We start from the raw sequence: 19970 nt of genomic DNA on the forward strand, positions 1-19970 counted from the left end.
CTAAATCTCGATATCTTTAAATTCGCGAGTTTGGTCCTGTATCGCGTCCTCCGTCGCGAGCCGCTCGATACTCGACGCACCGAAGAATCCGGCGACTCCCTCGGTATTGTCCAGGACGTACTGGGCATCGTCCGGCCAGGCGATTGGCCCCCCGTGGCAGATGACGATGACGTCCTCGTTGATACCCGTGGCCGCGTCGTGATGAGCCTGAACCCGATCAGCGGCTTCGTCGAGACTGAGCGAGGTTTCGGCACCGATGTCACCGGAGGTCGTCAGTCCCATATGCGACACGATGACGTCGGCTCCGGCCTCGGTCATTTCACGGGCCTGTTCGGTCGTGAAGACGTACGGGCACGTCAGCATATCCTGGGATGCGGCTTCCCGAATCATGTCGACCTCCTTGTCGTACCCCATCCCGGTTTCTTCGATATTTTGACGGAATCGACTCTCTTCCTCGAAGAGGCCGACGGTCGGGAAGTTCTGTACGCCCGAAAAGCCCCGACGCTTGAGGTCCTCGATGAAAACGTCCATCTGGCGGAATGGATCGGTCCCGTTAACGCCAGCTAACACCGGGGTGTCCTCAACGACTGGAATGACCTCGTGTCCCATCTCGAGGACGATTTCGTTTGCATCACCGTACGGAAGCAGTCCCGCTAGGGACCCTCGTCCGTTCATTCGGTACCGACCGGAGTTGTAGATGATCAGCAGGTCGACACCACCGCGCTCGGCGAACTTTGCCGAAATGCCGGTTCCAGCACCCGCGCCGATTATCGGCTCGTTATCAGCGACCGTCGCTCGCAATCGCGAAAGGGATTTTTCTCGAGTAAACGCCATAATTCATCTCTATGAATCATGTGAACTCACATCAATGTTTGGGTTAGAGAACGGTTCGGTACTCCCCGAATCAGTCGGCACGCCGGTCGTCCAAAGTCGTCCCTCGAGCGGTAATCGGTTGATTCACCGCTGGCCTACCGAGATTCCTTTCCTTCTAGCGTGAGTTCCGATGATATCCATTCTAGCCACGACGAGCCGATACGCTGCGTCCGGGGGATACAATTAAGATATTGCGTTGTCTATCTATGCGTGTAAATGGCTGACAAGCACTTCATCAGCAGCGAGGATGTTTCGACACAGGTACTCGACTGGGGAACGCTCAAATGGATGGCAACACCCGACGTGAACGACTCGGAACGGTTTAGCGCAGGTGTCGTTCAACTCGAGCCCGGAAAGGGACACGATCTCCACACGCATCCAGACAGCGAAGAAATCCTCTACGTCATAGGTGGGAACGGTGAACAAACCGTCGACGGTGACAAACAGGACGTGGGCCCGGGAGACATGATTCACATTCCGAAGGGTGTCGAACACGGGACACAAAACACTGGCTGGGAAACGCTCCAATTGCTGGCTGTCTATTCGCCGTCCGGCCCCGAAGAGCTCCTGACCGAAATGCCCGACTGTGAGATCGTTCCGGCCGGGGAAGTACCCGTTCGGAACGAATAAAAAAGCCGGTTGGTTCGGCGTTTGGCATTCCAACGGTTGGGTTGCTCGAGGTCATTAACACGCGTTGAAACCAGCCCGATGAGTGTTCTGTTCGCTTCGTGAGTCCGGGAATTCGCTCGAACGGTCGCACACCCTCTTTGATACCACTCAATTGAGATTCAACCAAGACGGCGACACGATGAGATCAGAAACCCACACCTCATTGCAAATCGTGTAGGGTCTGTTTCGACCGCTTCGTTCTACTTGCGTCCTATTTCGTTCGCGTCGTTCGGCGGGCTTCGTTCTACTTGCGTCCTATTTCGTTCGCGTCGTTCGGCGGGCTTCGTTCGCCCGCGTGGTCTGGAGGTCCCCGTTCACTCGCGTGGTTGGGTGGTCCTCGTTCGCCCGCGTGGTCCGGCGGCCCCTCACCGCTAGCGTGATCAGGTGGTCCCGGTTGGTTCTCGTCTTCGTCATCCCCAGGGACGACCTCGAACGGAAGCATCATATCGTGGTCTTCGTGCTCGAGGACGTGACAGTGCCAGGGATATCGCCCCGTGAAGTTCTCGAAACGAGTGATGATTCGCACCGTTTCACCCGGATCGACTCGAACGACGTCTTTCTCCCCTCGTTCGTTCGGCTCCGGCTCGTCGGTTCCGTCCGGTCCACGTCCGAGTACTTCGAACCCGACTAGATGAAGATGAATGGGATGCGTGTGGCCGGTTTCGTTCTCGAGTTCCCATATTTCGGTCGTTCCGATCTCCGGTTTCACGACCGCGTCTTCGTCGAACATCCGTGAATCGTTCAGTAGGTTCACTCCCGTTCCGTCTTCGATACTCATGCTCATGGTCATACGGCGGGTTTCCTCGACGGTGCTTTCGTCGAACCCGTCGAAGCCGGGGAGGTCCATCTCCGTTGGCTCTGCGCTCGTGTCCGCCGGTGGTTCGCTCGGATCGGCGACGCGAATTTGCAGGAGTTCGCTGAGATCGCTTCCATCGTTCCGTCCCGTATACGGCCACTCGGCATCGTTCGTTACGGTGAACGTTTCTCCTGCGTGATCGGTGAAATCGACGACGATATCGGCGCGCTCGAACGCGGTCAGGAGGAGCGAATCGAGAGAACCGCTCGGTCCGATCGACACGACGGATTCCAAAAACCCTTGATCGGGGGCGATCTGATGCAGAGTCGGGATATCCCCTCCGGATTCGTGCTCGAGTCGGAGGTTGAACGCGCGCCCGTTCGATCCGTTAACCACTCGGAAGCGGTACCGACGCGGTTCGACCTCCAGTTCCGGCCAGACGGCTCCGTTGACGACAGCGGTGTCACCAGCGAAATCCGCAACGAACCTGGACGGGTACTGTAACGCCCCGTCCTCGTCGAACGACCGGTCTTGCAGGAGGAGCGGGATGTCGTACTCGCCGCTTGGCAGGTTGAGTTCTTCCTCTGCTTGGCTCTCGATGAAATAAAAGCCGACCAGTCCGGCGTAGACGTTGAGTCGGGTGATACCGAGTGCGTGATCGTGGTACACCCCCGACAGTCTCGATTGGTGATTCGGAACTTCCTGGACCTCTTTCGTGAAGGTTGGTCCCGTGACCCCACCGGGAGACGTCCAGGCCGTCGACTGGCCGTCGCTTTCGGGTTCGATGTTGAGCCCGTGGAGATGGGTCGACGTGCGAACGTCCGGAACTTCTGAGACGTCGTAGCCCGACGGATAATCTTCCGGGTCCGTTCCGTCGATCCGTTCGTCGACCTCGAAGAGGTGCTCGTCCGGGAGCCGGCAATTGTCGAACCGAACGTTCACCGGTTCATCCTGCTGGGCCTTGATGATCGGTCCGGGGAAGCTGCCGTCGAACCCCCAGAGGGTAGTTTCCGGGAGATCTGGGTGGAGGCTCTGTGAAAACTCCGTCACCGGAATGTCGTAATAATCGACGCCATCTCGTTGTCCGTCGGGTTCTCTTCGCTCTGGAATCGGGAGAGAGTGAACGTATTTCTCGAGCGTCGGCGACGAGGACGCGTCCGCAGCTACCGCTGAACGCTGGGGGATGGCCCCCACGATTCCAACGGCTGTACCGGTCCGAAGCAGGTGGCGTCTGGTCAGTCTATTCATCGCCGACCACTGTTCCGTCTGGTTCGGTTCGATCTTTCGATCGGTAATTCGTTGTCGTCCCCGAGTTATGAGTTGATTTTCGTCTCGGTTCTCGCTGACGCTGTTTAGTACCGTTCGACTCGTCTTTCGCTCTCTCTTCCTTCTGTAACATTTGCGAACACTCAACAAGCCATTTATGTCCCTACCAAAATAAAACCGTATGATCTTAGGAATATATACTTTATTGCGTATTTATCGAACCCATTCGCGCTATCGAAGACAGGGCCGTAATTTCCGTGTCTCGTGTCGCCAAGCAACTACTCGAAGGTCCACCCGTGTTCTTCGAGGGAGGCCATCGACTCGCTGGCGGTCTCCTGAGCGGTTTCTTCGTACAAATAGTCTCGAGGTGGCGTTCGGAACCGGTCCGCCGGGGGTGATCGAGATGTGGTCCGCCCCGAGGGTTTGCCGTCTCGAGGGCGTTTTCTAGCGTGTTCGATGCGTCCACGGCGGTCGGCTGGATCGGGTTCGATGAAGGATGGATGCTGAAATCCTGTTTTTCGTGGTCGTACTCTGCAGCTTTGCTCTCGCGTCCCCTTGGAATGGGGTCCTCCAATGATCGGCGAATCGGAGACCCGCTTCGACAGGAGAACGCGTTGTGTTCTGCGGACAGTGAAGCCATCAACGGTCGTCAGTAATACTCTTTGTGAGAGTATGTGCTGTTTAGTTTTGTATATATAATACAATACACGGGGCCGATTCGAACTCACGAGTATCCTCTCTGAAATATTGGGATACAGAATCAACTACCATACTTGTACTTATTGGATAAATACTTCTTCATATTCGATGATAATTCGAAGTAGCGGAAGAAAATCTCAACATCTCATCTTTCGAGTCGGAATACGAAGTTAGCTCCGTATCCTATCTATACCTGGTTAAAACGGGTTAAGACTTAATATTTGAGTTGATTGCTCCACTAACTCGTCGGTAGGATATTAGGTAAGTACCAGCAATTAAATTGCGATATTAGAACAATACCATATCTCAAAACGATCAACTTGTAAATCGTATATAGATCCGCTGTTGAGTGTGCTCCTTCTCGAACTTGTTCGTATACGACTATGTTCGATTACCCAAGGCACAGTTTCAAACCGGATTCTCTCTATTCAGAACTAGTTACTCGAGCGACTCTCCCGATCGCTCTTGGTCGGATAGGGGTTCGATCAGTTCAGCCTCGGTCGTTTGGAATTCTGACTCACAACGAGTCGTTCACTCTGACAGCCTACGACGGCGTCCATTTACCACCACGTTCCGGAGGACTCTCCGACGTGTTGTCTCCGCCGTGGGTTTGTGAATTCGTTCGTCGTGCCGGCTCGTAGCGCAGTCCTGCCTCTTTCATCAGCCGCCGACAGCTCGGGATCGAGTACTCGACATCGTAGGTCTCCTCGAGATACCGTTGAGTCAGTTCGGGCGTCCAGGCCGAATCGTTGTATCCGACCGCTGTCGGTGGTTCGTGTACCGTTCGCTCGAACTGTTCACGTTGTGCTTCGGTCAGCTTTCGAGGCCGACCGGATCGATCCGCATCGATGACGGCCTGGGTGAGCGACTCCGATTCCAGGCGCTTGAGCCAACTGTAGATCGTCCGACGTTCGACGTCGTACCACTCGGCCAGTTCCGTCTGCGTCACCCCGTTTTTGTACGCGATCGCCGCCAACAACCGCTTCGTCGGCTTCTTCCCCTCGACTTCCTCGAGCGCCTCCTGAAGTTCCTCGAGCGAAATTTCGTCCAGGTGTTCCATGAGTGTGTACTACTCGAGATGGGTAGTAAGTTCTAATGGTTTTGCGGACTGCTTCTCGGGCATTCCTGTCATCTATAAAATACAACCGCGTGGCGTTCTATTAGTTAGCTGTGAGACTCGTCATATCCATTTACATTCACTAAAAACGGCTTTTCACGGCCTCTATCGGTGACTCGAGCCAAAAGAGATATAATACGATCTTTGCGATAATTGCATATGGTTCGCTATTCGGATGTGCGATGTGCCGATTGTGGTGGCAAGCAAAAGGTTCGGGCCGACGAATCCGTCTGGTGTCCCAACTGTTCGCTATTTCGTCCCGCTGGAATCGAATCTTGACACTCGGGTTCGAAGTGGAATACCGACATAGCGATGCGAATGTCGTGTCGGTCCTCCGGTTTCGACTACTCCGTTCGCAAGTGGCCGACCACCCGAAGCCAGTGGGTAGTTCAGTGCCGGCCCGACCACTCGCTTTTCCAAGGTCGGAAACAAACGTTTTACACCCCCTTTGTCTCATTTCGATCGAAATGGGGTCGTTTCACTGTGGACTCCCCTCAGATGGACCTGACGGATTCGAACCTCGTCCAGACGTGCTCGCTTCGCTGCGCGCGACTGGCCTGATTCGAATCCGGAAGCGGTCCATTCCACGAGCCTCGCGAATTGCTCGGCTCGCTTCATGGGCCCTGACGGGGAACGTCCAGAATCTTCGAGAGTCTCAGCCAGCTGTTAGTGCGGGTGAGAAGCGCCTATGATGGTGTTTAGAACTCGCTGTCTTCGGCCTTCAGTGAGAGACAATGACAGAAAACCTCGAACCCCTCGCACCAGCGGAGGCCATGCAGATGTATCTCGACGAACGACGTCACAAACTCGCGGACGCGACGATCCAATCACACCGCTATCGGCTCAAGCAGTTCGTCCAGTGGTGTGAACAGGATGGCATCGACAATCTCAACGAGTTCACAGGACGAGACATCCATCGTTTCCGCATCAAACGCAGAAACGAAGACGAGCTCGCAACTGCCAGTATGAAAGGACAGCTGGCGACCCTGCGGATGTTCTTCCGATTCTGTGCGACGATCGATGCAGTCGAACCAGGGCTCGACGAAAAAATCATTCTCCCGACGACGACTGAAGACGATGCTCGCACCGAATTACTGAACCCAGATCGTGCCCAGCAGATCTTAGAATTTCTCAATCAATATCGCTACGCGCGCTTAGAACACGCGCTAATGGAGGTCCTCTGGCACACCGGACTTCGAATCGGCGCAGCGATTGGGCTTGATATTGAGGATTACAATAGCGACGAACAGTACCTGACGCTTGTCCACCGATCCGAGGAAGGTACCTCGCTCAAGAATGGACGGAAGAGCGAACGGCTCGTCGCACTGAGTGAGCCGGTCTGTGACGTGCTTGATGACTGGCTCTCGGTCAATCATCCTGGCGTCGCTGATCAGCACAACCGGGAGCCACTATTTGCGACGAAAATCGATCGGTTGAGCCGAACCCGTGGCCGAACGATAGTTTATCAGTACACGCGTCCGTGCGTATACACCGATAACTGTCCTCACGACAGAGAACCTGATGAGTGTGACGCGGTACCTACCGAGCGTTCACATGCGTGCCCATCTTCGTTGAGCCCACACCCAGTCCGACGTGGCGCGATCACTCATTTTCTAAAATCTGACGTTCCCGAGAACGTCGTGAGCGATCGGATGGACGCCAGCGAGGCGGTTCTTGACCGTCACTATGACCAGCGGTCAGAGCGCGAAAAGCTTCGGCAGCGACGCCGCTACCTTCCTGGAAATTGAGTCTATAGACTGAGTCGATTCAATGCCCACTCTCCGACTTCACCAATTTGCGATTTTGCTGATCGGTGTGGCGCTATTTACAGTGGGTGTGCTGGGCATTACCAGCAGTCTCTTGACACAGACTGTGTTGATGGTGCTGATCCTCACTGCCGTGTCACTGGTGTCGTTTTATTTGGGGCAAATTTCTGCGGCCTAATACCGCAAGTGATCAGAACTATCCGTTATGTGCAAATGCGTATTGACCGATGAGAAATCTACTAATCAGAGTACAGCTTCAAAGAGACGTGATGAATAGAGGGCGCGAATGTGGCACGAGATCGTGACCGATCTCCGAAAGTGGTGATCACTCAGTACAGGCGAAGGCGTTACCGGAGCAGCTACCCACCTCTCGGATAGACGTCAGAAACGACCTGCTGAATATAGAGGATGTATCCAGCACAGTGGGTCCTTTATTGCTCGTACGATCTTGTGTAGCACTTTGTTGATTCTACAGCGTAGCTTTGATGGCGTGTTTGAGGAGTTCTTTTCCTAATTTCCGCAGTAATTCTCGTCGGAGTTGGATGGTTCGAAGATACTGTGTGAGTTTGTCCTTTGAGATGCTCCGGTGTGGCGAGAGCCACGGTCGCAGAAAAACGCAGTGTCCATGTGATCTTCGATTCCAGAGCGACAGCTCAACGGTATCAACAATCTCCTACAGAAGAGCGGAGGAGGAAAGTACTACGGTAGAATCAACCGGGGATTCAATACTGTTGGCGGTGCTAGTCTAAAAGTGACTAAGATGGGTGTAAAGGAACCCGCCGATGCAGTCTTCGGACTCCTATCGGATGAAACAAGAGTCGAAATTCTTCGGGCAATCGCTATAGCGGAAAGCGAACACGAAAATGCCGATCCAAGCCCAGCTGAACTTTCCTTTTCGGAAATCTACGAACGTATCAACGTTGATAACACCTCCAAATTATCGTACCATCTCGGCGAACTCACTGAAACGTTTCTTCGAAAGAGTAGCGATGGGTATTCATTCACACACGCAGGTGAACAGATCGTTCGATTCCTCTTATCAGGGAATTACGAGAAACCGGCTGATTTCGATCCACAACCGACCTCTGGAACGTGTATTTACTGTGGGGAAACAGCACTCATAGCACGACTCCACCATCAATATTTTCAAATCGAGTGTGGGTCCTGCGAGCGCCCTGTCTCAGCATTCCCGATCACACCTGCACAAGCGAGATCATGGACTGATAACGACCTAGTAGACAATGTCAAACAGAAGCAAGCGATCGATTACGAACAGATTCGACGTGGCACGTGTCCGGAATGTGCTGGTGGTCTCTCGACTGAGGTAGCGCGTCTTCCAGAGTCACAACGGACTGAAACAATTCGTCACCTCGTCATTGACCGATGTCGAGAATGTTTGCGGCGGTACAACTCACCGCTGACGTACAGAGTCGCGTATCATCCTGCTTCGGTTGCGTTTCATTGGGACCGCGGGATCGACATAACTTCAAAGGGCTTTGGTGAATCGCCATATTGCGTCGAGTTCTACTGTCTTGCTGTCTTTGGAAAGACGTCTAGTCGGTTCGTCATCGTTGGATTCCTCGAGATTGCACTTCAAATCGTTCCAGCATGATGCCTCGAGGGTCGTTATTTCCCACCGAAGTCGCCGTCGTCTAGTGATTCACCAGAGCCCTTCAAAGGGATTGTGGGAATTGCACGGCCACGTCTATGAGGGGCGTTGGATCTCTGAACGAATCTCGACTGATCCCGCTGAGTACGAGATTGTGCTGCGTTACGACGGTGACATATTACGTGTTCGTCTTGATTCATGTGCTACTATTACACATACAGAACGCGCCCGAGGACGACGCGTCGCCGATCAGGAATAGCAACAGATAGATAACAAAACCGTTGTTGACCAGATTCGAGTAGAATTGTGATTGAGGCCTTCTTTCCCTTGTGAGATGATCTATTAGTGGGTAAAGCGCTCAACTGTGGTTTTGCAACGAACTTGATAGAATGTCAATTCTCCTATACTATTTATGGTGTTCCAGTGCAACCACCGGAGTAGGAAGAAGAATGACTCAGACCACAAACCCGGACGATACTACGGAACGTCATCGGAACGGCAGTGACGATTCAGCTAATCTCGCCTACGACCGGCCAATGTCGATCAAGGATATTCAGACAGCGTATGCTAAGTACGCAGATCTGGTCGATCGAATGGAGTGGTTCGACCAATTACTCACCGGTCGGTACCGTCGCAAGCAGTTCGAGAATATTGATGGGCGCATTCTTGACGTGGCCTGTGGGACCGGAACGAACTTTCGGTACCTCCCTGAAACAATCGAACTCGTCGGGATTGACATCAGTCCTGAGATGTTGGCGAAGGCGCGAGAGAGACGCGACCAGTTTAACTTGGATGGGGAGCTCCGCTGTATGGATGCGCAGGCCCTTGAATTCCCTGATGACAGTTTCGATGCTGTCATTTCGACCCTCTCTACCTGCACGTTCCCTGATCCCGTCGCTGCGTTGCAGGAGATGGAAAGAGTCTGCAAGCCAACCGGCCAGATTCTGCTCGTCGAACACGGTCGAAGCAGCGTCGAATTGATCGCACGCTTCCAGGAGTGGCGAGCCGATGCCCACTACAACAAAATGGGTTGTCGTTCAACTCAGGAGCCGCTCGAACACGTATCGAAAGCCGGACTACCGATTCTGAAGACTGAGTCCGGAATGTTCGGGATTATCACCACGATCGAGGCACAGCCTAACTGACATGTTGGAATCGACAAGACGCACGTTTCTCACAACGTTTGGCACTCTCGGATTCATTGGCCTCGGGGCCGGAACTGGGACGGCGATGACTAGCGATGGTCACTCCAATAAATCCACAATTTCGGCCAATCCCACATTTACCGAGCTAGATGGAATCGAATCGTTCATCGATGCAGTGATGGCCGAGCGAATCGGCACCGAAATCCCCGGCGCAAGCGTCGCTATCGTTGAGGGCAGTGATCTCGTTCTCACAAAGGGATACGGCTACGCCGACATGAACTCTGAAACACCGGTGCGGGCGGGTGAAACGACGTTCGAAGCCGGGTCGGTTGGGAAGCTCGTAACGTGGACAGCCGTGATGCAAGGAGTTCAAGACGGCTTACTTGACCTCGATGAAGACGTCAACACGTACCTTGACGGCTCCGACGTTCAGGTCCCGGACACCTACGAGGACCCGATCACACTCAGACACCTTGGGACCCATACATCTGGTTTAGAATCAGCTCTCGCTCCTGCGGTGGTTGATACACCGGATCAGCTCACGTCACTGGAAACAGTACTCGTTGAGAGACAACCCGAGCGCGTTAGACCGCCAGGTGAAGCGGTGGGGTACTCCAATTACGGAGCTGCACTCGCCGGGCATATCGTTGCGGAAACGTATGACACATCGTTCGAAGAGTACGTTCAATCAGCGATCTTCGAACCACTCGACATGACTCATAGCACGTTCGCCCAACCGGTACCAGAGGAGCATCCCGGGACACTGGCAGCACCTCACAGGCGAGACGGCAGTGAATTCATCACCACTGAACCGGTCTATATTAATATGTGGCCAGCGGGGTCAATGACTGCAACTGCCACGGACATGGCGACGTTCATGAGCGCCCACCTCGGAGACGGTGCGATTGACGATACGAGGATTCTTGAATCGGATACGGTAGCCACAATGTATAGTCAACACTACGAGCGGCATCCAGCAGTCAACAACTGGCGGTACGGGTTTTACGAGTACGGCCATCCCGATGGCGATGTAATCGCGCACTCTGGCGGTACGATATATCAAGAGAGTCAACTCGTGCTCGCACCCCAGCATGACGTCGGTATATTCGTGAATTACAACTTGCGAACTGATGACGAAGAATCGCTAGCTGTTATCGATAAAATTCTAGAGGAGTACAACCTCCAACCTGATTCTACTACTCCGATCTCAACGAGTGAATCAGGAGGCAAGCAGCGGGCCGAAACCGTTACCGATGAATATGGGCTTACAATGTTACCTCAGAGTGGGCCATTGAAATCACTGGATTTCTTGGCACGCGTGTCCGTTGAGGCGACCGATGATGGAAGACTTCTCAGTAAAACGTTAGATGGGAGTCGAGAGTGGGTTGAAATTGATCCGTACGTGTATCAAGAGCAGGATGGAAACGATGTTCTAGCGTTCGATGTCATTGATGGGGAGGTCACAGCGATGCACGAAAGTAGTCTCCCACAGAACACCTATAGACCGGTCCCATTTCACGAACGCCAACTCGTCACGGGTGGCGTGCTCGGTGTCTCTTTGTCGGGATTCGTGCTCTCGATACTCGGATGGGGTGGACATTACGCATACCGTCAGTGGCGTTACGATCGTACTGTAACTGGTGCGAACACAATGGAACCTTCGGCAGGGAAGCGAGCTCAGGCCACTGAAAGTAGGAATGACGAGGAGGGGTGTACATGACCGAACTGTCCACCAATCCAGAGGAGGAGCGACTAAACAGAGTCGGCAGACTCGTCGCAGCGATCACTCGCAAAGGCAGGCAGCGGATCTGTAATCCAGCATGGCTCGCACGGGCATCTAGTGTCGGTCTATGTGTGAGCTCGATAGGGTTTATCGTCACCTTCGCTTTCGTCCTCGAAAGCAGTGGAGAACTCGCACTCATCACGAACCCGACCCCGATGCAACTTGCGCTCGTTCTCCCCTACTTCGTCCTAATCTCTACCATCGGCACGGTCGCCGGTACCGGGCTGGGTTGGTGGAATCATTACTGGTCGCTGACTGCGCGCATCCATCAGACGATACTAGCCATACTCGGTATCGGCTTTACTTGGCAACTCTTCGTGCTTGGTTTTCTCGGTTGATGGACGCACCCATTGTACTAGGTACGTATTTGTTTCTATTTCACATTTATTGAGGACCGATGTGACATATCCTCCGCCGATACTGAACGGCTACGACTTCTACTCGATCAGTCTTCGGCTCGTGCCACATTCGCGCTGTGTATCTTGCACGACGATCAGAACATCTGTTGCATCTGGTAGGTTATCCGGCGATACATTCGCATATCTACAGAACGGCTGGTTCATTAGATTGGGCGTGAAACAAACGGGGTCATCGTACTGAACTTATACTCTGTATTCAGCGCGCGATTCTCGACAGCCAGCAGATAGATCGACGGCTCTGCTGGTAACGCTCTCACCTGCACATAACGCGGAATCTTCTTGATGTGATTTACTACAGTTAGTTCGAATTCTTCCGCATCCATATCAAGGACAGTAGCAGTAAGAGCACTAGTACCATCACAATGTATTCGAGGCTGTCAACAGGGGTTCGAACAGCAATGATCCACACTGGAAATATTGTCCCAATGACACGGGCGATGACCCAGAACACGAGAAGGCCAGCGTTGAATAGAACTCCCAGTCTGAACGTCCACCGACCGGGGTCAAACAACAGACCGACAGCCAGCAGGCCTTGTCCGATAGCAAGCGCCGCAAAGAACGCCCCGTGTACTGGCCAGAATAACAGCGCCTCCGCCGCTACCCAGAGATAAAGCAGTTCTACCACGAATGCAAGACCAGCTGTGAGATATTGCGGTCGAGTAACCGACTCACCGGAGAGAGAGCCAAGTAGTGATCTCTCCGACTTCGGTTGGGGATCCAGACTCACGTCAGACCACCTCGAAGTTCGCCATCATCATCATATCTTCGTGTTCGAGGTTGTGGCAATGGAAGACGTACTTCCCACGGTACGGCCCGAATCGAGCAATGATCTCGGCGGTATCTCCGTGTAAAAACACCGTATCTTTCCACCCCGCATCGTACGGTCCCGGGGGGCCGCCGTTTCGGGAGAGGACTTTGAAGTGAACCAGATGCAGATGAACGGGATGGTCAGGGTCACTATCGAACTCCCAGATTTCTACTGTGTCAAGTTTCGGGTTAGCGTCGATTCGCTCCGAGTCGAACGATTGGAGGTTGATCGTTGACCTTCCTCCTTCCATACCCGCGAGAAAATTGAACCGTCGAGTTTCAATAGCATCGTCGGGATCAGGGAACTCTAATGGAGGGGCAATCGTCGATGGGATTTCACTTCCCTCGGATTCCTCGCGGGTCACCTCAAACTGCATGACATCGGCCGTCCTTCCCGATCCGCGCCGGTTCGTGAGGGTTACTTCCGTCCCGATCGAATAGTTCGAGAAATCGATGACGACGTCGAATCGCTCCGCTGGTGAGATCCGTAGACGATCGTGTGAGAGTGGTGTCTCAAGCAGACCACCATCGCTTCCAATTTGTATGAACGCATCGCCGTTGGGTGGTGCCGGGTTGAGTTCGAGGTCGTAAACCCGCGCGTTCGATCCGTTGAGCATTCGGAAGCGGTACTTCGTATTCGAGACGTCCAATTTGGGCCATGGTGCCCCGTTTACGAGTATCGTATCGCCGTACCAGCCGTCGCTCGCAGTCGGGAGGACCCCATGCTCGCCGAGAAGCGATGGGTCGAGTGACGGGTAATACAGTTCGCCGTCCTCTCGGAAGGTCCGATCACAGATCAAGAGTGGAATCTCTTTCTCGCCCGATGGGAGCGGAAGGTCGTCTTCGGTTTCGTCGCGGATGATGTAGAAGCCTGCCAGGCCCTTGTACACCTGTGGTCCGGTGAAATCCATCCGGTGATCGTGGTACCAGAGCGTTGCCGCCCGCTGTTCGTTCGGATACGTGTACTCTTTGGATCCGTGGGAAACCCCATCAACGGTGCCAGCAGTGTGATGACCAGGCAGTTCATCATGATCGAGATCAGGTGGAAAGACGAGATCCGTCGGGTATCCATCACTCTCCGGAGGTGTGACGCCGCCGTGGAGGTGTACAGCGACGGGGACTGATAACTCGTTTTGTTGTTCGATCACGACCTCGCGTCCGCTTCGTGCTTCGATCGTTGGACCGGGGAATAGCCCGTCGTATCCCCATATCGTCGTTTCGTATCCGGGGAGAATTTCGACCGTTTCCTCTCGCTGTGTGATTTCATAATAGTCGGTCGTTTCATCGGTACGGATCGGTTCCGCCGACGGTGGCACGGGAAGTGATACCTCGAATCGTTCGACTTCAGGACTTGCAACTCGACTCGCTTCAAGAAGGCGCGCAACGGGACGCGAGAGTGCACCGACTGGGAGGACGACTCCTGCTCCGGCTGTCAATCCGAGCTTCGTCAGCCGCCTGCGGGTAAATTCCATGTGATACTTGGATCTGGATTCGGATTCCGTTCAAGACGCTGGTGAACATGTTGCTCTTGACCAGAAAACAGAACCCGGTGTGGGTTCGCGGAGTTTGGCTCTGCGAGTGGCAGCCAACTATTGCTCGACGACGGACGAAATTTCCTCTGTTGCCGACGGTTCGAGGTAGGTGTAGTAGTTGAACATATCTGTATAGGATGCCCGGTCAATTTCGACGAGTGCGTCCTCGTACCCTGCGCCCAGTACGCTCTTCGCGTCGTCGAGCGAGGTTCCCTCTGGGAGGAACCCACGAACTTCGTCGCCGCGGTGGAACGCACGCCCACCAACGAGTAACTCTTCGGGAGGCACGCCGCCGCGAACCCGAAGAATGGATGGAAGCGTTTCGAGTAGCGCGTCTGGTGCGCTAGTTTTGACGATGCGTCCATTCTGAACGAAGGCGATACGATCGGCGATCTGCGCATCGAGTGGCGTGTGGCTGGTTATGAGGAACGCAGCTCCGGCTTCCCGACGTTCGAGGATCATGTCATGCAGCACCCGAATCATCGATAGATCGAGTTCTGCGACAGGTTCGTCAAGAAGATACAATGGAACGTCTACCGACAGTGCGATTGCAACTTCGATCTTCCGTTTCATTCCGCCGGAGTACGTCCGAACGAGTCGATCGGCGTCGTCTTCTATTTCGAGTCGTTTGAGTATACGTTCGACGTCACCAGCCCCGCGCGGATGGAGGCGACGGTAGAACTCAACGTTCTCTCGACCGGTGAGGTCTGGATCGGTCATCTGTCCCTGTTTCATCACGCTCATCATCGATTGCGCTTCGACGGGATCGTACGAGTCGAACAGCGTGATACTTCCATCCGTAATCTGGGAACTCCCTGCAAGACAGGACATGAAGACCGACTTTCCGACACCGTTCGGGCCCATTAAGAGGACGATTTCTCCCTCTTCGACGAGCATGTCGATGCCCCGGAGAACCTGTTCATCACCGAATCGCTTGTGTAGGTTTGTAGCTTCGAGTACAGTCATATTCACACCCTCCGATAGGCAACCTGCCGAATCACGACGACGGACGCAGCGAGCAGCACGAGACAATATCCGACGAGCAGTCCTAGGTGTTCGACTCCATCAGGCATCGCTGGCGGCGTCAATCCCCAGTGAGCGAAATCGGCGTCGGTCAGGTAGAAAATCTGAACGCGGGCTGCGAGCGCATTCGGAACGTAGTTGACGAGCGCTTGATTTTCAGACAGCATCGCTGGCTGGACGCCGTTGAATCCCGTGAGGAAAAATGACATGATGACGATGACGACCGCGAGCGTCGTGATATACTCCGGTTTCGAGATCAACAATGCGAGTCCCATCGAAAGCGCCATCGCAATGAGACAGAACACGAGGAGCGCCAGGAACGCAACCGGAATCGAAAGGATCCCACGCGGACTATAGGTTGCACCGTGGACGTACCCTGCGCCGATCGTCACGAGAAACGACGGAACCGCGACCGCCAGCCCGGCGAGAAATCGACCCGTCAGATCTGCGGTCGGCGAGATCGGAAGCGATCGAAACATACGGGAGCGACCGGATTCGAGATCACCCGCGAACGCGCCCGCGAAGACCGCGACGGTGACGGTAAATGCGCCGAAGAGACCGAACGAAATCGCGTTGTTTGCCTTAATAACCCCTACCTGTTCTTCCGGCGGAATGAAGAACTCCATCGTGAGGAGGTACCACGCTACTGGCCAAGCAATTGCGAGAGCGAGTATGAGTTTACTTCGGGAGAGACTCCGAAGATACCGTTGCGTGAACGCACCGACTTGGTGCGTCCAACGTGCAGTGGTTGGTTTTGGGTACACGAAAGGAAGTCCCCCATCAATATGTCTCACTATTGTGGTGAACATGTAGCCGTGAACTACGCCATTTTCTGATTCGGGCTGCTCGAATCGGTCTAGAGAAAGAGAGATTTGTGTACTCCAAAATGTGTGGCTGGCGCATTATCCGACTACGACTCCTCTACCGCACTGTTCGAAGGGGTGGGTGTGGTACTTCCTCCGCGTTCGACAGGGTGTTTGGTCCCCATATCACCGCGAGAATTATCGCCAGCAGCACCCAATTCGGGTAATAGAATATCTCCGCGACCTCGATCGTTTCGGCGGTGAAATTAATCCACCCGTGCAACAGAATAATACCAAGGATGCTGCGTGCCGTATGGTTGTACACCCACGTGAACGCTACCGAGAGTGCGACGATTCCGATCATAAATAGCCAGAACCCCATCGTTCCGAATCCAATCGATTCGGCCTGAAACGATCCTTCGACGAAGAACAACGGGAGGTGCCAAACCGCCCAGACGACCCCTAAAATCAAACTGGCACTGAATGCGGACCAGTTCAGTTGCAACCGATCCAGCGCATAGCCTCGCCAGCCCAACTCTTCGAGGAGGGGCGGGAGCGTTGCGAAGAAGAGCGCCGGAAGGATTGCTACTGGGTTCACGCCGAATTCTTGCACGCCTTCGCCCCATACTGCACCCGACCCACCCAACAACAGATCTACGACTGCTGCGGTGATGGTCACGATCAGCGGAAGTAAGAGAATAACGAGAAACCACCGGATACCGATTCGGCGAACCCCTTTGACGCGATCCCAGAAATCCGCTCGACCGCGTTCGTCATACACGAGGTATACGAACCCGATCCCAGCAACCCCGGGGCCGAGAAGCCCCAGCAATAATAATGCGACACCCGCACCGCTGCTAAAACTGAGCCCGAGAACGATAGTCGACAGCCAGAATGACCAGGTGAGAACGAATGTTACGGCGAAGAACAGCCACGGATTCCCGACGGAGGGGAAGATATTACCGACCGTATGACCCGACGTTTCGCTCATAGCACCCGTAGCGGTGGCACGCGGTTAACGTTTAGTGGTATTTTCGTTCGCACGTATTTCATACTGGCTGAATAAAAGCGAGGGAGAGAGTTCCGTTACCGTAATTACCGCATCTGCGGACGATCTTCGATGAACCTCTACGCACGGGAAGTGAACATGTGGCCGTCAATTCTCAACCGTCTGTGCGGACATCATCTACCTGATGACGGAGTTAACAAATGTGCAATGGAAACGGATCATCGCTGGTGGAATCGCTCCCCACGCGCTCTCGATCGGCCTACTAATCGTAGCGATCGTCGCCTACACATTCCTCCTCGCGTTCGGAACTGGTGGCGAACCTGACCAGGGATCACTGGATCAATTTAACACGGTAGTCGGGACGCAGCTGTTTCCCATCGTGACGATTCTGCTTACAATTCCAGCCGCAGCATGGGTCGCCAACAAGGCCAATCCGAAGGAGGCTACGATGCACGGGTTCGCCGTCGGATTTCTCGTCGCTGCAATTGGACTCGCCTTCGGTGCACTCGATTTACTGATGGGAGTTCAGTTCGTGATCACCATCATCGCCGGGATTCTCGGTGCGAAACTGGAACCGGCGATTTTCAGCCGGTAGCAGAATCCAGTTTTCAGCCGGTAGCAGAATCCAGGATTGAAGATCGTAAGACTCTATTTTGCATTTGATACACCGTTACGGGTGAGGGGCTGTCTCGGCGTCTCGTGGATCTCCGATAGCATCTTTGATGATCTCCCCTTCTGCCCGATGGAGGACACCGCTGATGACCGATTTATTGACGTTGAGTTCGTCGGCAAGATCAGTGAGTGAACACCTGTGCGGGTTATCGTAATACCCTCGCTCGATAGCAACAGTCAATATTTCGCGCTGGCGGGCTGTGAGCGAATCGACGACGTCGTACCCTTCCGTGATAGATAACACGTCATAATTGACGTCTCGCTCATCCAGAGACTGCCACAAGTCATCCATCTTTGATTCTGGCATAACGAACTCGATGAACAGGTAGCCGTCACGAGCGACGACGGGAGATGTTGGATGGTATCCGATGTCTTCAGAAACGAAATACCCCTCGGGTGGTTCCCCTTCTAACATGACGACCACCGTCTCGTCGTCACTGTGCAATATCTCTACAGTCTCCGTGTCCCAGTACTTCATCGTTTCTTTGAACCGTTCTGTTTCATCCGTTCGAACTTCCAGTACGCTACAAACGTCCTCATCTTTCGGATAGTTCGCTAAAAATCGGAGAGAAATATCTGGAAATTCCTCGGCTAATGTTATCATATCCGGCATTGGTCCAACTTTCAGACGGACTCGTGGCATACGCACTCTTGGAGGTCTGACCTATTGGGGGCGCGGGTGAACATGTTGGCGTTCTCGCGGCGGAACGTTTCAAACTTATTTTACTAGTTCAATCGGTTCGTCCCACCCGACTCGATATGAGTAGATCTGCTCGAAGCGTTCGACTCCCCGCTTGAGGAAAAACGGAAGGACGAGGTCACGGAATTTTCGAGTTATCACGTTCGATGGTGCCTTCTGATTTCCCGTCTCCCGAGACATCTCGACGATCGCTTCCACTCGTTCTCTCCGAAGTTCTTCGAACACTGCGAAGGCATCAGACACTCCCTCCACGTCTCGGAGACACTTTGCTAGTACAATTGCATCTTCCATCGCCAGTGACGCTCCTTGGCCAACATGTGGAGACGTCGCGTGAGCAGCGTCACCGATCAGACAGACCGTATCTTGGTGCCACACCGGGAGCGACGGCAGGTCGTATACTGGCCACTTGCCGATGTCTCCTTCAGTCGAGCGAATGATGTCGGTAATTGGCTCGGAATCAGGTTCGTGTAGTGTGAGCAGTTTGTCTTTCCACTGGCTCTGAGAGATTTCGTCCAGCTCTCCGCGACTAGGTGCGTGCGACTGCTCGTGGTTTTCGAACCAATAGATCTCCCCGGTCGGGACCTTCTGGTAGCCGAAAAACCCGTTCACGCCGAACGTCATCCGCATGATCCCATCGGACGGAGGGACCGACTCATTTCGCGTGAACGCACCGGAATCAATTATCCCGGTGTACTCCGGTTCAAGTGCGTCTGGGAAGATTGAGTTCCGGGTCTGTGAGTGGATGCCGTCGCAACCGACAAGGAAATTCCCGTGGGCTTCTGTTCCATCGTCAAAGTATGCGATGGCCATGTCTTCGTGCGGGATCTCGACGTCAGTGAGTCGCTTTCCGAACTCGATGGTGATTCCACGTTCGAGCGCTTCTTCTCGGAGCGCCTTCGTAAGGTGCCCGCGCTTGATGAGTACGGTTTCCTGCTGATTTTCACCAAGTCGTTTGTTTACGTGATTCTGAAAAACCAGTTTCTCCGATCGGTGGCCATGTTCGAGAACATGCTCTTCGATTCCAAGCGTTTCGAGTACGTCGGTCCCGTTCGCCGCCAGATTGAGGAAGAAACCCGCATCGTCTCGCGGTTCGGGTTTCCCTTCGAAAATAACCGGTTTGACTCCAATCCGTTGGAGAAACATCGCAAGGACTGGTCCTGCGACCCCACACCCGATGAGTAGTGCTTTTTGATCTGAGACCTCTGATTGATTGCTAGTCGTTTGTTTAGCGCTACGGTTATTTTGTCGGTTCATCAATAGGTGATAGCATTTAATCCAGATT

Annotated in this window: 16 protein-coding genes and 2 pseudogenes; 7 read left to right on the forward strand and 11 right to left on the reverse strand. The window is 53.9% G+C overall.

The window, feature by feature from the left end:
• On the reverse strand, positions 1 to 834 hold the full coding sequence (locus tag ACZ5C7_RS09570) for a phosphoenolpyruvate hydrolase family protein (RefSeq protein ID WP_464376093.1): 834 nt from the start codon (positions 832 to 834) through the stop codon (positions 1 to 3).
• A 255-nt stretch (positions 835 to 1089) separates the two neighbouring features.
• On the opposite strand from ACZ5C7_RS09570, the gene ACZ5C7_RS09575 reads away from it, so the two are divergent.
• Complete coding sequence (locus ACZ5C7_RS09575; protein WP_464376094.1) at positions 1090 to 1503, forward strand: cupin domain-containing protein; 414 nt, start codon at positions 1090 to 1092, stop codon at positions 1501 to 1503.
• A gap of 283 nt (positions 1504 to 1786) precedes the next feature.
• Here ACZ5C7_RS09575 and ACZ5C7_RS09580 read toward each other — a convergent pair whose 3' ends face one another.
• Positions 1787 to 3586 (reverse strand): multicopper oxidase domain-containing protein, encoded by a 1800-nt coding sequence (locus ACZ5C7_RS09580; protein ID WP_464376095.1) that lies wholly within the window; start codon positions 3584 to 3586, stop codon positions 1787 to 1789.
• Positions 3587 to 4910: 1324 nt separating this feature from the next.
• Positions 4911 to 5363 (reverse strand): annotated as a pseudogene (locus ACZ5C7_RS09585) (helix-turn-helix domain-containing protein); the annotation flags it as partial.
• Positions 5364 to 6154: 791 nt separating this feature from the next.
• Here ACZ5C7_RS09585 and ACZ5C7_RS09590 point away from each other — a divergent pair.
• A complete protein-coding gene (locus ACZ5C7_RS09590) occupies positions 6155 to 7168 on the forward strand; it encodes a tyrosine-type recombinase/integrase (protein ID WP_464376096.1) in 1014 nt (337 codons plus the stop codon).
• A gap of 487 nt (positions 7169 to 7655) precedes the next feature.
• On the opposite strand, the pseudogene ACZ5C7_RS09595 reads toward ACZ5C7_RS09590, so the two are convergent.
• A pseudogene (locus ACZ5C7_RS09595) lies at positions 7656 to 7793 on the reverse strand (IS1595 family transposase); the annotation flags it as partial.
• Positions 7794 to 7946: 153 nt separating this feature from the next.
• Here ACZ5C7_RS09595 and ACZ5C7_RS09600 point away from each other — a divergent pair.
• The 4 genes from ACZ5C7_RS09600 to ACZ5C7_RS09615 all read left to right on the forward strand — a co-directional run bounded on the left by ACZ5C7_RS09600 (position 7947) and on the right by ACZ5C7_RS09615 (position 12061).
• Positions 7947 to 8798, forward strand: coding sequence for an ArsR/SmtB family transcription factor (locus ACZ5C7_RS09600; RefSeq protein ID WP_464376097.1), 852 nt, complete (start codon positions 7947 to 7949; stop codon positions 8796 to 8798).
• Positions 8799 to 9244: 446 nt separating this feature from the next.
• A complete protein-coding gene (locus ACZ5C7_RS09605) occupies positions 9245 to 9940 on the forward strand; it encodes a class I SAM-dependent methyltransferase (RefSeq protein ID WP_464376098.1) in 696 nt (231 codons plus the stop codon).
• A gap of 1 nt (position 9941) precedes the next feature.
• Entirely contained in the window at positions 9942 to 11660 is a 1719-nt protein-coding gene (locus ACZ5C7_RS09610) for a serine hydrolase domain-containing protein (protein WP_464376099.1), read from the forward strand.
• Positions 11657 to 12061, forward strand: a complete 405-nt coding sequence (locus tag ACZ5C7_RS09615) for a hypothetical protein (RefSeq protein WP_464376100.1) — start codon at positions 11657 to 11659, stop codon at positions 12059 to 12061. The genes ACZ5C7_RS09610 and ACZ5C7_RS09615 overlap by 4 nt, the downstream gene beginning before the upstream one ends.
• A 379-nt stretch (positions 12062 to 12440) precedes the next feature.
• Here ACZ5C7_RS09615 and ACZ5C7_RS09620 read toward each other — a convergent pair whose 3' ends face one another.
• The 5 genes from ACZ5C7_RS09620 to ACZ5C7_RS09640 all read right to left on the reverse strand — a co-directional run bounded on the left by ACZ5C7_RS09620 (position 12441) and on the right by ACZ5C7_RS09640 (position 17298).
• On the reverse strand, positions 12441 to 12869 hold the full coding sequence (locus ACZ5C7_RS09620; protein ID WP_464376101.1) for a hypothetical protein: 429 nt from the start codon (positions 12867 to 12869) through the stop codon (positions 12441 to 12443).
• A 1-nt stretch (position 12870) separates the two neighbouring features.
• Positions 12871 to 14265 (reverse strand): multicopper oxidase family protein, encoded by a 1395-nt coding sequence (locus tag ACZ5C7_RS09625; protein ID WP_464376102.1) that lies wholly within the window; start codon positions 14263 to 14265, stop codon positions 12871 to 12873.
• A gap of 273 nt (positions 14266 to 14538) precedes the next feature.
• Positions 14539 to 15447 (reverse strand): ABC transporter ATP-binding protein, encoded by a 909-nt coding sequence (locus tag ACZ5C7_RS09630; protein WP_464376103.1) that lies wholly within the window; start codon positions 15445 to 15447, stop codon positions 14539 to 14541.
• A 2-nt stretch (positions 15448 to 15449) separates the two neighbouring features.
• A complete protein-coding gene (locus tag ACZ5C7_RS09635) occupies positions 15450 to 16298 on the reverse strand; it encodes an ABC transporter permease (protein ID WP_464378424.1) in 849 nt (282 codons plus the stop codon).
• Positions 16299 to 16425: 127 nt separating this feature from the next.
• Positions 16426 to 17298, reverse strand: coding sequence for a CPBP family intramembrane glutamic endopeptidase (locus ACZ5C7_RS09640; protein ID WP_464376104.1), 873 nt, complete (start codon positions 17296 to 17298; stop codon positions 16426 to 16428).
• Between the two features lie 202 nt (positions 17299 to 17500).
• Between ACZ5C7_RS09640 and ACZ5C7_RS09645 the strand changes: the two genes are divergently transcribed.
• On the forward strand, positions 17501 to 17911 hold the full coding sequence (locus tag ACZ5C7_RS09645) for a hypothetical protein (protein WP_464376105.1): 411 nt from the start codon (positions 17501 to 17503) through the stop codon (positions 17909 to 17911).
• Positions 17912 to 17986: 75 nt separating this feature from the next.
• On the opposite strand, the gene ACZ5C7_RS09650 is transcribed toward ACZ5C7_RS09645, so the two are convergent.
• Together ACZ5C7_RS09650 and ACZ5C7_RS09655 are read right to left on the reverse strand one after the other, a co-directional pair.
• Positions 17987 to 18592 (reverse strand): helix-turn-helix domain-containing protein, encoded by a 606-nt coding sequence (locus tag ACZ5C7_RS09650; protein ID WP_464376106.1) that lies wholly within the window; start codon positions 18590 to 18592, stop codon positions 17987 to 17989.
• Positions 18593 to 18706: 114 nt separating this feature from the next.
• Positions 18707 to 19942 (reverse strand): FAD-dependent oxidoreductase, encoded by a 1236-nt coding sequence (locus ACZ5C7_RS09655; RefSeq protein ID WP_464376107.1) that lies wholly within the window; start codon positions 19940 to 19942, stop codon positions 18707 to 18709.
• Positions 19943 to 19970 lie beyond the last annotated feature (28 nt).

The sequence above is a fragment of the Halostagnicola alkaliphila genome, assembly GCF_055379965.1.